The sequence below is a fragment of the Streptomyces sp. NBC_00457 genome, assembly GCF_036014015.1.
GTDB lineage: Bacteria > Actinomycetota > Actinomycetes > Streptomycetales > Streptomycetaceae > Streptomyces.
The window spans coordinates 4,100,230-4,113,619 of record NZ_CP107905.1 but is presented as its reverse complement, the minus strand read 5'-3'; the positions used below and the strand labels follow the sequence as shown (position 1 = coordinate 4,113,619).

Below are 13,390 nucleotides of genomic sequence, written 5' to 3'. Positions count from 1 at the left end.
TGTCGGGAGCCGGTGTGGCGGTGGGAGGATCCGGCGAGGGCGACGGAGGGGCGGGAAGCGTGGGGCGGGGTGAGCGGGACACGGTCGCGAGGGGAGCGCGACTGTGCGAGGCGGCGCAGGCAGTGGTCGGTGACCACGGGAGGGCCGTGGACGCGGCGCGGGCGGCACTGAAGCCGATTCACGACGCAGCGGTGAAGCGGGAGCTCGACGCCATCCCTGTCGTTCGGCTGCAGGACGTCACTGAAGGACGGCTGAGGCTGGGGATCGTTGAGAAGAGCGGACTGCGCACATTGGGCAGTGTCCTCGAAGCGGGCTCGTACAGGTTGCGGCAGATTCCCGGTGTCGGGCAGCGCACCGTTGACCATATGCTCGCCGCCGCCCGCCGACTCTCCGAGGCTGTGCACCAGACCGTTGCCGTCCACATCGACGTGGACCGGCCGGAACCGAGCACCACCGCGCTCGTCATGGCGTTGCACGTACTGGTGGAGGCCGGTCCGGACGCTCGGCGTGCGGTCGACAAGGCCGCCGTCCTGTCGGAACGGCTCGTTCCGTTGCTCGCCGACGCCAGGCCCGCCGCCGGACGCATCCGGATGTTCCTGGCGGGCCAGGAGAAGAAGGCTCGCGCGTTGGCGGCGGTCACCGAGATCCGGTCGCTGGTGGACGAGGCGGAGCGGGCGGGCCTGCCTGGGCTGCTGGCCCAGGCATCGGTAGACCTGCTCCGGGGGCCTTCGTCCGACATCGCGGCCTGGATGGACTTCGAACTCCGCTCTGCCGAGTACTACAGCGTGCTCGCCGAGATCTCCGGCCGGCTGCCGGACGCGGCCGCCGCCGAGGGGTTCCTGCCGGACGAGATTGCCGAGCGGGTACGGACCCAACACCTCGACGACGCGCACCGGCGGGTCTCCCTGCGCGGTTACCAGGCGTTCGGCGCGCGGTTCGCGCTTGCGCAACGCAAGGTGATACTCGGAGACGAGATGGGCCTCGGGAAGACCATCCAGGCGATCGCTGTGCTGGCACACCTGGTCGCCGAGGGACAGAGCCACTTCATGGTCGTTTGCCCGGCGAGTGTCCTGGTGAACTGGACACGAGAGGTCGAGGCCCGCAGTGCCATGCGTGTCATGGTGCTCCACGGCCCCGATCGGCACTACGCGTTCGCCGACTGGAAGGGGCGTGGTGGAGTCGCGGTGACCACGTTCGACGCACTGCGCGGGTTTCCCGTACCGGGCGGCGGGGAGGTTGGACTGCTCGTGGTCGACGAAGCGCACTTCGTGAAGAACCCGAAGGCCAAGCGGTCCCAGGCGGTCGCCCTGTGGGCGGAGCGTTGCGGGCACGCCCTGTTCATGACCGGAACCCCGATGGAGAACAGGGTTGTGGAGTTCCGCGACTTGGTCCGGATGCTCGACGGCGACGTCGCGGATTCCCTGAGCGAACGGGACGCGTTGGCCGGATCGGTCGCCTTCCGCAAGGCCGTGGCCCCGGTCTACCTGCGGCGCAACCAAGAGGATGTACTGACAGAACTCCCGAGTCTGCAGCAGACCGACGAGTGGGAGGAGCTGAGCGCATCGGACGAGGAGGTGTACCGCGAAGCCGTGCGCGCCGGCAACTTCATGGCGATGCGCAGGGCCGCGTACATGCGCCCCGAGGAGTCGACGAAGCTGGACCGGCTCCTGGAGATCGTTCAGGAGGCCGGCGAGAACGGGCAGAAGACGGTGGTCTTCTCCCATTTCAAGGACGTACTGGGCGTGGTGAAGGAAGCACTCGTGGCCGGAACCACCGACGGCACTCCAGTGTTCGGTTCGCTCACAGGAAGCGTCCCGGCCGGGCGGCGGCAGCAGATCGTCGACGACTTCGCTGGCGTCTCGGGCCCCGCGGTGCTCTTGGCGCAGATCCAGGCAGCGGGCGTCGGCCTCAACATGCAGGCTGCCTCCGTCGTCGTCATCTGTGAACCCCAGATCAAGCCGACCATCGAACATCAGGCGGTGGCCCGGGCCCACCGTATGGGGCAGGTCAGGCCGGTTCGCGTGTACCGTCTCCTCGCCACCGGGGGCGTGGACGAACGCATGGTGAAGATGCTGGAGGCCAAGACACGCCTGTTCGATGCATACGCCCGTCGCAGCGCCGTTGCCGAAGCCACCCCGGACGCGGTCGACGTGTCGGACACCGAGCTGGCACGCCGGATCGTCGAGGAGGAACAGGCGCGTCTGGGCATGGCGGACGAGAGGCTCACGGCAGCCGAGTGAATCGGGTTGGGGCAAGGCCAAGTACGCGCCCGTCAGCCTGTGGCACTTCTTCGCCTCGACCGCGTTGGCCAACGGCATACCGATCTGCAAGGTCTCTCGCTGGCTCGGCCACAAGTCGATCAAGACCACCGTGGACATCTACGGTCACCTTGTCCCGGAGGCGTGGGACCGTTGTCGGGACGTCATGCAGAACGCCATGCGCCCTGCGGTCGAGGGTCGGAGGAGTCTGTCTCTGCGGCTTGACGTGCTGGATGTGCTGGATCGGCCCAGACGGTGCTGGATGGGTGCTGGATACGATCACTCGAAGGGAGGTCTCTGCAGGTGGGAGCGCTGCGTTGAGAGTTCCGCTTCAACGTGTAGCGGGTGACGTATCACCACGTCGCTGATCTGGTAAACGTGCGGGTCAGAATGGGTCCGGCTCTTCGGGGTCGGGCCCTTGGTTTTTCCCGTGCTGGGGTGGTGCTGGGATACCTGACCTGTCGTCACCTGTCATCACCCCTGCTCATCCCTACCGTGCTGGATTCGTGCTGGGAGGAATGAGAGTGCCCGCCCTACCCACGCCTTATTCGAGACTCCGAGGCCGAAGCGGATCTGTATCCGTCCGACGTCTTCAATCTCCTGGCAGAGGAGGGGCGTCGGGTTTGAAGTTGTCCCGAGCCTTGATGACTCTCGCGCCGTTCGTCGCCGATGGCTTCGATGAGGTGCAGCGCGTGCAGGGTCTCCAACTCGTGGGCGGCGGTATGCGCCAGGTTGTAGACGGCCGGGGAGGAAGTGTCGCGCGGACATCGGGACACGCCGAACGGCGCCCCTCCGCTCGGACTTGCGCGTGAAAACCGATCGGTTTACGATGAGGAAACCGATCGGTTTCTCGTCGCGGAAGTGGGGTGAGTCCATGGCGCGGCGTACCTTCTTCGCGGCCAGTCTCCGAGATGGCGCAAATCGCGCCCGCCTAGAGCAGTGAACACCAGTTTCCTGATGCTGGAGAGGGTATTGGCAATGAGTGCGAATTCACAGAAGAAGAAGTTTTACGCCCTGAATATGTTTGACGTGGTCGACGTGGAGAAGTACCTCGCGTATTTCAGCCGTCTGCCCGAAGTGGCTCCGCAATATGGTGGTCGAATGGTGGCGTTTGGTCGTTTCCGGGACAACGTAGCCGGTGACCTCGCGCCACGGCAGGTTCTGTTTGTCGTTGAATGGGAGTCCGAAGAGGCTTTCAACAGCTTCCGGGACGATCCGGACTTGGCCGACTTGCATCCGCTGCGGGAGGACGGGACGGCGTCCTATACCTGGCAGACGTTCGATGGTCTCGATATGAGTGACCCCGCCGACGTTTCGCTCGACGATGTACTGGCGGTGCTCAAGCCTTAAAGCGACGGACGCCTCCGGCAAACGCGGAGTGGCAGTGGCGGGCGGCTTGATGGCGTCGGCGCCAGTGCGCTCGGTCCATTGTCGGAACACCTCGGTTACGCATGCGAGGGCGTCACACAAGACTTCCTCGACGGGCGCCCGGCCATCGCTCACACATCCAGCACCAACCGCTCTCCTTCCGGTGCACGCGAGACGCAGGGCAGCATGGCGCCGGCCGCGCGTTCGGTGGCGGTGAGTCGGCGGTCACGGTGATCGACCTGGCCCTGGGCCACCCGTACCCGGCAGGTGCCGCAAAACCCCTGGCGGCAGGAGAACGGCAGGTCCGGCAGGGCCTCGTGGAGAACATCCAGGGCGGAGCGGTCGTACGGCACCGGCAGAACCCGCCCGGTGTCGCCCAGCTGAAGTTCGAAGGGACGGCCGTCCGTGATCGGGGCCGGGGCGAACCGCTCGAAATGCAGGGCTGACGCGCGGCTGCCACCGAACGCGCGCCGCACGCCGTCGATCATGGGCGCGGGCCCGCAGCAGTACACCGCACCCGCCGCCGGGATCGAGCTCAAGAGATCGGCTGCTTCGGGCACGCCGGACTCGTCGTCAGGACGGATGGAGACCCGGTCAGGGGCTGCGGCCGCGAGTTCGGCCAGCTCTGCCGCGAAGGGCATCGAGCCGCGGCTGCGGCCGGTGTGCACGAGCCTCCAGTCCAGCCCGCGTCGGGCGGCTTCCCGAGCCATCGGCAGGATCGGGGTGATGCCGATGCCGCCCGCGATGAGCAGGATGGATGCTTCGGCGGCGAAGGGGAAGGCGTTCCGGGGCCGCCCGGTGATGGCGACCCGCATACCCTCTCCGAGGGTGTCGTGCACCTCGGCCGAACCGCCTCCGCCGTCGGCGATGCGGCGCACCGCGATGCGGTACCGGTACCGGTCGGCAGGGTCGCCGCACAGAGAGTACTGCCGCTTACGGCCGGAGGGCAGGCGCAGTTCGATGTGGGCGCCGGGCTGCCAGGGCGGGAGTATTCCTCCGTCGGATGCCCCCTCGGGTGCTGCCAGCCGCAGGGAGACGACATCCTCGGCCTCCTGGTGCTTGGCGGCGACCACCAGTTCCCGGATCGCGGGCGTCTCGGTGGCCGGCGGGCGCCGGGGAGGAGTGCTGCGCCGCGCGAGGCGCGTGACCGCGTGGTCGCCGAAAGCCGCCAGGTCCTGCATGAAAGAGTCGCCGCGCGGCCTGCCGTACAGGTCCGGCGGCCGGGTGACGGGTGCGCTGATGTCCATGGGATGCCTCACATGCCTCGCTGGTTGCCGGGTCATCGGGCAGCCGCTCGGGCAGCGGGGGACACCGCCAGGTAGGCGACAGCCTGCTGGGTCGAGCCCTCCTGGGTCGGGTGGTAGCCGGGGCGGAAGTAGCGCAGCACCGAGCGGGCGAACGAGACCGGTGGTGGCAACAGGTCCTTGCGGGTCGCGGCCAGGTAGTCGCGGAAGCGGACCTTGACCCGGTCGTCGAGTTCGGGGTCGGCGCTCATCAGGAAGCGGACTCCGCGGATCCACAGCCGGGTCAGCACCGGAGCGGTGACGAGCATGCCGGCCACTCGACGCCGGTACCGGGGGTCGAGGTGCGCCAGCAGGTCGAACGCGACCGAACGGTGTTCGACCTCCTCCGCGCCGTGCCAGCGGAACAGATCGAGCATCGCGGGGTCCGCACCAGCCCGGTCAAGGTGCCCGTTGCTGAGAATCCAGTGACCCATGTACGCGGTGAAGTGCTCGAAGGCCGCGATGAGGGCGAGCCGTTGGAGGAGGTGCGCGTGACGGGCGGCCGGCGTCAGCTCCGGCCGGTCTCCGAGCACCCTGCGGAAGATCCATTCGGACTGCAGGGTGTACGGAGCCGGGTCAAGACCCTTGGTGAGCAGGTGCTCCAGGACCTCCTGATGCGCCTCGGCGTGCATCGCTTCCTGGCCGATGAACCCGCGTACGTCCTCGCGCAGCCGGTCATCGGTGATCAGTGGCAGTGCCTGCTCGAAGGTGCGGACGAACCAGCGTTCTAGCTCGGGGAGCATGAGGTGGAGCACATCGAAGGTGTGGGTCGCGAAGGGCTCACCCGGCAGCCAGTGCAGCGGGGTGGCGCCCCAGTCGAAGGTGACGTCCCGGGGTTGTAGCACCAGGTCGTGGTGGTCGATGGGATGGTCGATGGGCTCGGACGGACGGTGCGGGTGGGCATGTGCGGCTCGGAACATGACAGGTTCGTCCTCCGTCAGTGGTCGGTGTGTGCGAGGGAGCCGTCCTCGACGCGGTGGGCGAATTCCGCGATCCGGGACGCGACCTCCTCGGGGTGGCTGAGCTGTACCCAGTGCCCGGCGTCGATCGGGCGCCGCTGTATCTGGCGCGTCCAGTGCTCCACTCCGTACGACAGCACCGGGGTGACGCAGAAATCGCGGGTGGGGATGATGAGTTGGATCGGGACGGTGGTCGGCCGGTCCCGGGGACGCAGCAGGCGGGGCAGCATGTTGGCGCGGTACAGCGCGGCGCCCGTCACGGCGTCGCGGGCCAGCGTCGGCGCGGGGTAGGGGGTGTCCCCGGGCACGCCTTGGGAGCCGGTGAGGAAGGCGCGCCAGCGGTGTCCCAGTGCTCGCCAGGTCAGGGCGGGCAGGAGCGGGACATGGAAGTAGGCGATGTACCAGGACCGTACGGCCTGCCGCAGCAGCTTCGGCAGATCCGGATGGCGCGGCCGAAGGCGGGCCCGGATCAAGTGGCCGACGTGGTCCAGGCAGGGTCCTGAGATGGACGTGAACGAGGCGATCCGCCCGGCCAGGCGGGTGCCGGTGACCGACTCCCAGGAGTGGATCGATCCCCAGTCGTGTCCGACCAGGTGCACCGGGCGGTCGGGGCTCACGGCGTCGAGAACCGCCGCCAAGTCGGCTTCCAGGCGGGACAGCCGGTAAGCGCGCAGCCCCCTGGGCCGCTGGGAGGCACCGGCTCCTCGCACATCGAAGGCGGTGACGTGAAAGCGGTCGGCCAGGCGCTCGGCGACGGGGTGCCACACGGCGCTGGTGTCCGGATAGCCGTGGACCAGCACCACCGGAGGAGCCGTGGGCGCTCCCCACTGGTAGGCGGCCAACTCCACACCGTCCACGCCGTCCACGGCGATCCGGCGGGCGGCCGGGCCGGTCACCGGCCACCACCGGCAGGGGTCAGTTCGCCGTAGTTCAGACCGCCGTGGACGAAGCTGGGCAGCACAGGCCACTGCCGCTTGAAGGGGGCCAGCTCCGAGGAGGGCAGGATCTGCAGCCAGCGCGGATCGCGTCGGCTGGGGTCGGCGAGGGTCTTCTCCTTGACCATGGAGTCGTACTGGTCGAGGGAGTCCTCCAGGGTGTTGGCGTTGGGCACCACCTCACGGCCGTAGAACGTGGCGTGGCGGCGCACCCCGGGGATGTGGGAGAGCTCGGGCTGCCAGTTGTCGGCCGAGATGCCGTTCTCGGAGGAGACCCACACCCCGTCGGGGGTGTTCAGCACCAGGGAGTGGTTGCCGTCCGTATGGCCGGGGGTCCACAGCAGGCTGACGCCGACACCGAGTTCGACATCGCCGTCGAAGGCGGTGATGCGCTCGTCCAGTACGCCGTCCATGCCTCCGTCGACGTACCAGGCCCACTGCATCGGGTGCGTCGACTCGAAGGTGCCCAGTTCCCTGCGGTGCACCAGCAGCCGGGCGCGCGGGAACAGCGCTTCGCGGGGCGCCCGTTCGCCGGGAATCGTGCTGGTACTTCCCATGATCATGCGCACGTCCTGGACGTGCAGGTGGTCGAAGCTGACGAAGTCCACGTCCTCGGGGCGCAGACCGCAGGAGGGCAGGACGGTGTTCGGGTCCTGGTAGTAGCGGGCGAAGACGTGCTCGGTGAGAAAGTCCCCCGCCAGCCGCTTGAGCTGGGCGTAGAACGGCGCTTGAGCCGTTCCGGCGGCGACGGTCGGCTCCCACACCAGTGTTTTCGGCTCACCGTCGAAGCCGTCGAACTGCACGACGAGCATCCGGTTGACGATGCTCACGAACGGGTTGACGGCGAGCGCGGCGCCGTGGAAGCCGAACCGGGTCGGGTACGGGGCGGCGGCGATGTCGAAACTGCGGACGGCGTGGATGCGGCCCTGCTGGACGAACCGCTCACGGTAGGTGGCCGCGGCGCTGCGCACCGCGCGCAGCCGGTCACCGCGGGGCCATACGTCGTGGACACCCTCGAATTCGGGGATGGGACGCGGAGCGGCGGCGTCCTGGGCCTTCTTCGCGTTGGACGTCGCCGGCGTGGGCGTGGTGGTCACGGGCTCATCCTTCGGGCAGTCGGGCGGTCCGGGTGCGCTGCTCGTAGGCCGCGCGGACCGACCGGTCGGACAGGGCGGCGAGCTGGTCGGGGACAAGGTGGTGATGCAGGGCGTCGCGGGCACGGCCCGGCAGCACCGCGGCCAGCCGGGTCAGGGCGGCCACCTGGCGGGGAACGAAGACCTCGAACCGCGGGCGCAGCACGACGTCGAGCACCGCGTCGGCCACCTGATCCGGCGTCAGGCGCCGGGTGGGGCCGGTCGCGGTGCCCACGGCCAGCTCGGTGTCCACGACGCCGGGCATCACCAAGGACACGTGCACGCCGGTGCCGCGCAGTTCGGCGCGGACGGCTGTGCTGTAGCCGTGGACGGCGTGCTTCGTCGCCGCGTAGGTCGCCTCGCCGGCCGGGGCGACCTTGCTGGCGGCGGAGGCGATGTTCACCACGTGGCCGCGACCGCGTTTCCGCATCCCCGGGATCACGAGTTTCATCCCCCGCTGTACGCCGTGGACGTTGACGTCGAACTGGCGCAGGGCGGCTTCCTCCGGTTCCTCCTCGAAGGGGCCCACCCACATGATTCCGGCGTTGTTGATCAGTACGTCGATCGGCCCCAGCTGGGTCTCGACAGTGCGCAGGAAGTCCTCGAAGGACGGTGTGTCGGTGACGTCGAGAGGCAGCCCGAGCGGTCGGCCACCGGGATGCGCGCCGATGGCGCCGGCCGTCTCCATGGCGAGCTCCGCGTCGAGATCGCCGATCGCCACGGCGGCTCCGGCCGCGGCGAGCCGGGCCGCGACGGCACGCCCGATTCCGCGGCCCGCACCGGTGACCGCGATCACTCGGCCGGTCAGCGGTTTCGTGCGGGGGAGCCTGTCGCGGTCTCTTCGGCTGGGCCTGTACGGGTACTTGGGCGGTGCTGCCACGGTCGTCGAGCCCCTTCCTTGCCCTGAGCACGAGGCGGAGCGCCGAACGACAAGCGACCCCACGCACTTCTGACACGAAGCCATGTCAGATGAACTGACAAGCTAGAGTGTCAGTTCAGAGCACACCGGTGTCAACACCTCTGCGAAGGGGAGAAATGACCAGCACGCAGACCACCGGGCGGCGCTACGGCGGACGCGACGCGGCGCAACGACAGCAGGAACGCCGCACCCGCCTCATCCAGGCGGGCCTCGACCTGTTCGGCACGGCCGGATACGCCTCGGTCTCCGTCAAGCAGGTGTGCTCGCATGCCGGACTGACCGAGCGCTACTTCTACGAGTCGTTCCGCGACCGCGAGGACCTTCTCGCCGGGGTCTACAACGAGCTGATCGCTACGATCGCAGCCGAAACCGCGCAGGCCGCAGCCGCTGCCGCACCCGATGTCGACGCCCAACTTCGCGCCGGACTCGAGGTGTTCATCCGCACACTGGCCGGCGACGCCCGCAAGGCCCGCCTGGTGCTCATCGAGGTCGTGGGCGCCAGCCCCCGCCTCGAAGTGCGCCGCCGTGAGGTGCTGCACGAATTCGCAGCACTGGTCGCCGCCGTCGTCGGACCGCCCCCCGGCCCGGCAGCCTCCTCCAACCGGCTCACCATGACCGCGATGAGCCTGGTCGGAGGAGTCAACGAACTCCTCGTGGACTGGACGCTCGGCCACCAGAACGCCACCGTCGAAGAACTGATCGACCTGTGCCACACCCTGTTCACCGCGGCCTATCGAGCCATCAGCGATCAGCCCTGACCCCGCAGGCCCGGACGCCTGCAGGAGCTTTCCGCATCGGACGATAGCCCGCGGCCCCTGTTTCAGCGGCCCGGCGCACTCGCCGACTGTCGGGCGGGTTTGCCTGACGATCATGGCTACGCGCAGCACTCGAGCCTGCCGAATGCGTCCCTCGCGCGAATACGGAAGTGACTGCAGTCGAGAGACACAGGGCACCTAGCGGGCCTGGGCATTTGCAGGCGCCCAGCGACAACGGCAGGGTCGGGTCCAGCGCGGGCCAGGTCCCGGGCGCGCCAGCGGGAGCGCAGGCAGTGAGTGATCCCCATCGTCCAGCAGCTCCCACGACGCAACGGGCCCGCCATGGTTCGTGGCCGCGCCCATCGACCATCCGGAAACGACGCAAGGCGATCGGGCTGAGCGGCCCGGTGGCGCCCATGCTCTCGACCGCCATTCGGGCGTCTTCCGTGCTCCGCGTCAAGGCGGCGATCGCCTTCTCGCCTGGGATGAGTCGGAAGGGGTACGGCTGCGTGGCACCGGCACGCTTGGCAATCGCCTCGGCAGGGGTGCCGTAGTAGCCGTTGAGCGCGAACTCGACGATCACAGCGCGCGGATGGTGCTGTCGCGTCTCTCCTGCCTGCTCATCCGGCGCGTGCCGCCATGCCGGCGCGTGCCGGTCAGCTCCACCTGAAGCCGAACGGCGGCGCGGCCTGGGATCGGTTCCGTGCTTGAGCTTGCGCAATGTAAACCGATCGCTTTACAGTAAGGCCAAGGGGAAACCAATCGGTTTCCCAGGTGAGTTCGGGAGTGCATGATGACGACAAATCGGCCGGTGGCCCTGGTGACGGGCGCCTCCTCCGGCATTGGCAAGCAGACCGCGCTCGCGCTGGTCGCAGCTGGTTTCGAGGTGGCCGGCACGGGCCGCGACACCTCGCGCGTCACCCCGCTCCGGGGTGTGACGTTCTTCGACCTCGACGTGGTCAGTGACAAGTCGGTCACCGCCGTGGTCCAGCAGGTGATCGACCGGTTCGGGCGGATCGACGTCCTGGTCAACAACGCAGGCGTCGGCTCGATCGGCGCGGCCGAGGAGACCTCCCTCGCGCAGGCCCAGGGCGTCTTCGACATCAACGTCTTCGGGGTCATGCGCATGGTGAAGGAGGTCCTGCCGCACATGCGCGCCCGGGGGCGCGGGCGCATCATCAACCTCTCGTCCGTGCAGGGGTTCATCCCCGCTCCCTACATGGCCGTCTACGGCGCGTCCAAGCACGCGATCGAGGGCTACTCCCAGTCCCTGGACCACGAGGTCCGGCAGTACGGCGTCCGCTCGCTCATCGTCGAACCCGCCTACACCGACACCGGGTTCGAGGCCAACAGCGCCAAGCCCGACACGCCCCTGCAGGTCTACGCGGACCAGCGGCACATCTTCGACCGCCTGATGGCGGAGGCGATCAAGGGCGGTGACGACCCCGCCGTGGTCGCCAAGGCGGTCGTCGCGGCAGTGACCGACGCGAAGCCGAAACTGCGCTACGCCGCCGGCCCCATGGCCGGACGCGCACGCATGCTCCGCTTCGTTCCCGCCTGGGTCCTGGACAAGCAGGTCCGCACGATGAACAAGCTCACCGGCTGACACCCGCCACCCGCGCACTCCGCCACCCACAAACCCGTTCGCGCCGTTGATTCCGGGAGAGACCCGTGTCCGAGATCCTGCACTCCGCCGCCGCTACCGTCGCGCGCTGGCGCTCCGCCGAGGAACGCGGTGATGTCGAAGCCGCGGTCGCGTGCCTGAGCCCGGACGTCGTGCTCAGCTCGCCGCTCACCGACCAGTTCCGATTCGAGGGATCTGACCAGCTGCGCGACTTCCTGACCGTGGCGTTCGCGGCGGTCAAGGACGTCCGCTACCACACCCAGACCGGCGAGGGCGACACGTACGCCCTGGTCTACCGGGCGCGAGTGGGTTCCCAGTCGTTCGAGGAGGTGCAGATGCTGCGGCTCGACGACGAGGCACGCATCACGGAGATCACACTCTTCGGGCGTCCGATGCCGGCCCTCACCTCCCTGATGCACCTCATGGGTCCGGCGCTCGCCCGCCAGCAGGGCCGCCGGGGCCTTGCGACGCTCATGAGCGTCAGCACCGTACCCATTCACGTGATGGTCTCCTCGGGGGACCGCAGCATGGTCGCGAAGACCCGCCCGGCAGCCCGGTAGACCCGAGAGCACCACTTCCGCCGGGCGTTTGGCCCCGTTCCCCTTCCAGGAGTTGGCGGCAGCCGCAGGCGATGTCCCCGGCGGACAGCGCTGCTCAAGGCGGCGGCCCCCACCGGCCGATCCCCTCACGCGCCGAGGTGATGCGGCAACTCGCCGTGCCCTCCGGCGACTTGACCCAGCAGGAGACGCTCGCATGAAACGACGTACGTTCCTTACGGCGACCACCGCGTCGCTGGCCGCCACCCAGCTCGCCGGACCCGCCTCCGCCTCCCCCTCCGGTTCAACAGCCGGTCACTACGAGGTCGTTGCCCGCTTCTGGGGCGCGATGCCGACGGGTGTCACCGTCTCGCGCCGCGGCCGGGTCTTCGTCAACTTTCCCCGCTGGGGCGACGACGTCCCGTTCACCGTCGCCGAACTGCGGGGCGGGAAGCCGGTGGCCTATCCCGATACCGAGGTGAACCGTCAGGACGCCTCGGACCTGGCCGGGCACTTCCAGTCGGTGCAGAGCGTCGTCGTCGACCCGGCCGACCGGCTGTGGATCCTCGACACCGGAAGCCCGGGGTTCGCCGGGTCCTCCTACGGCGGTCCCAAGCTCGTGGCGGTCGACCTGCGCACCGACCGGATCGTACGGAAGATCCTCTTCCCGCCCGAGGTGGTGCCGGCGAACAGCTACCCCAACGACGTGCGCTTCGACCTGCGGCGCGGCGCCGAGGGCATGGCGTTCATCACCGACTCGGGCGGCTCCAACGGCATCATCGTGGTCGACCTCGCCACGGGCCGCTCCTGGCGGCGGCTGACCGGGCACCCCTCGGCACTCCCGGACAAGCAGTTCCTTCCCGTCATCGAGGGCGAGCCCTTCATGGTCCGTCCCGCGGGCGGCGAGCCCACGTACTACGAGACCGGCTCCGACGGCATCGCTCTCAGCGCCGACGGCACGCGCCTCTACTACTGCCCGCTGTCCAGCCGCCGGCTGCACAGTGGGTCCACCGACGCCCTCGCCGATCCGGACGCCACGGACGGCGAGGTGGCGGCGACGGTCGAGGACCTGGGGTTCAAGCCGATGGCCGACGGCCTGGAGAGCGACGACAAGGGGCGGCTGTACGGCGGCGACCTGGAACACAACGCGATCTGGCGCAGGAGCCCGAACGGCACGTACCGGACCCTCGCCCAGGGGCGCGATCTGCTCTGGGTCGACACCCTGTCCGTCGCCTCGGACCGGCACCTGTACGCCATCGCCAACCAGCTCAACCGGCTGTCGCCCTTCCATGAAGGCAAGGACCTGCGCCGCAAGCCCTACCTCCTGGTCCGCCTGCCGATCGACGCCGGGCCGGTCAGGCTCGTGTGACCACACCAGCCCGCGTCAGACGGCCGCCTGTTCGCTGGATCGACGCACACCTCAGCCGTGCAGCGGGCGACCTCGACCTGGGCGCGGCGGCTGCGCCCGGTACAGCCTCGTCGGCGGCGCTCTCCGCTCCGGGACCGTCCTCGCTGTCCGCGCCGCCCTTCCCGTTCGTTTCTGCGGAGGGCACGGGCAGTGCGTGGTGGACGACGCCCAGAGTCTCGAACGCATCCAGTGGACGGTCGACGGCTTCAGAT

The 13,390-nt window shown here is 69.0% G+C and carries 12 protein-coding genes; 7 read left to right on the top strand and 5 right to left on the bottom strand.

Annotated features, from left to right (window positions below):
* Positions 1-59 precede the first annotated feature (59 nt).
* Together OG828_RS18475 and OG828_RS18470 are read left to right on the top strand one after the other, a co-directional pair.
* Positions 60-2,240, top strand: coding sequence for a DEAD/DEAH box helicase (locus OG828_RS18475; protein ID WP_328442353.1), 2,181 nt, complete (start codon positions 60-62; stop codon positions 2,238-2,240).
* A gap of 957 nt (positions 2,241-3,197) precedes the next feature.
* Positions 3,198-3,608, top strand: coding sequence for a DUF1330 domain-containing protein (locus OG828_RS18470; RefSeq protein ID WP_328501745.1), 411 nt, complete (start codon positions 3,198-3,200; stop codon positions 3,606-3,608).
* Positions 3,609-3,757: 149 nt separating this feature from the next.
* Here the strand turns inward: OG828_RS18470 and OG828_RS18465 are convergent, their stop codons facing one another.
* Genes OG828_RS18465 through OG828_RS18445 form a run of 5 tightly spaced genes read right to left on the bottom strand, consistent with a single transcriptional unit; the run spans position 3,758 to position 8,816 of the window.
* On the bottom strand, positions 3,758-4,873 hold the full coding sequence (locus OG828_RS18465; protein ID WP_328501744.1) for a PDR/VanB family oxidoreductase: 1,116 nt from the start codon (positions 4,871-4,873) through the stop codon (positions 3,758-3,760).
* Between the two features lie 32 nt (positions 4,874-4,905).
* The gene (locus OG828_RS18460; RefSeq protein WP_328501743.1) at positions 4,906-5,829 is read right to left on the bottom strand and encodes a metal-dependent hydrolase; all 924 of its coding nucleotides are present in this window, start codon (positions 5,827-5,829) and stop codon (positions 4,906-4,908) included.
* A gap of 17 nt (positions 5,830-5,846) precedes the next feature.
* Positions 5,847-6,764, bottom strand: a complete 918-nt coding sequence (locus OG828_RS18455; protein ID WP_328501742.1) for an alpha/beta fold hydrolase — start codon at positions 6,762-6,764, stop codon at positions 5,847-5,849.
* Positions 6,761-7,900 (bottom strand): hypothetical protein, encoded by a 1,140-nt coding sequence (locus OG828_RS18450; RefSeq protein ID WP_328501741.1) that lies wholly within the window; start codon positions 7,898-7,900, stop codon positions 6,761-6,763. Before OG828_RS18450 ends, OG828_RS18455 begins: the two co-directional genes overlap by 4 nt.
* Positions 7,901-7,904: 4 nt before the next feature.
* Positions 7,905-8,816: an SDR family oxidoreductase gene (locus OG828_RS18445; RefSeq protein WP_328501740.1), complete on the bottom strand. Its 912-nt coding sequence runs from the start codon at positions 8,814-8,816 to the stop codon at positions 7,905-7,907.
* A gap of 155 nt (positions 8,817-8,971) precedes the next feature.
* Between OG828_RS18445 and OG828_RS18440 the strand changes: the two genes are divergently transcribed.
* The 5 genes from OG828_RS18440 (at position 8,972) to OG828_RS18420 (ending at position 13,139) form a co-directional block, all read left to right on the top strand.
* Positions 8,972-9,613 (top strand): TetR/AcrR family transcriptional regulator, encoded by a 642-nt coding sequence (locus tag OG828_RS18440; RefSeq protein WP_328501739.1) that lies wholly within the window; start codon positions 8,972-8,974, stop codon positions 9,611-9,613.
* Between the two features lie 346 nt (positions 9,614-9,959).
* Complete coding sequence (locus tag OG828_RS49555; RefSeq protein WP_443062415.1) at positions 9,960-10,280, top strand: hypothetical protein; 321 nt, start codon at positions 9,960-9,962, stop codon at positions 10,278-10,280.
* 123 nt (positions 10,281-10,403) lie between these two features.
* Complete coding sequence (locus tag OG828_RS18430) at positions 10,404-11,216, top strand: oxidoreductase (protein ID WP_328504889.1); 813 nt, start codon at positions 10,404-10,406, stop codon at positions 11,214-11,216.
* A 65-nt stretch (positions 11,217-11,281) separates the two neighbouring features.
* Positions 11,282-11,794, top strand: a complete 513-nt coding sequence (locus tag OG828_RS18425) for a nuclear transport factor 2 family protein (RefSeq protein WP_328438730.1) — start codon at positions 11,282-11,284, stop codon at positions 11,792-11,794.
* A gap of 193 nt (positions 11,795-11,987) precedes the next feature.
* Positions 11,988-13,139 carry an L-dopachrome tautomerase-related protein gene (locus OG828_RS18420; protein ID WP_328501738.1) on the top strand — a complete coding sequence of 384 codons (1,152 nt, stop codon included), beginning with the start codon at positions 11,988-11,990 and terminating at the stop codon, positions 13,137-13,139.
* Positions 13,140-13,390: the final 251 nt, after the last annotated feature.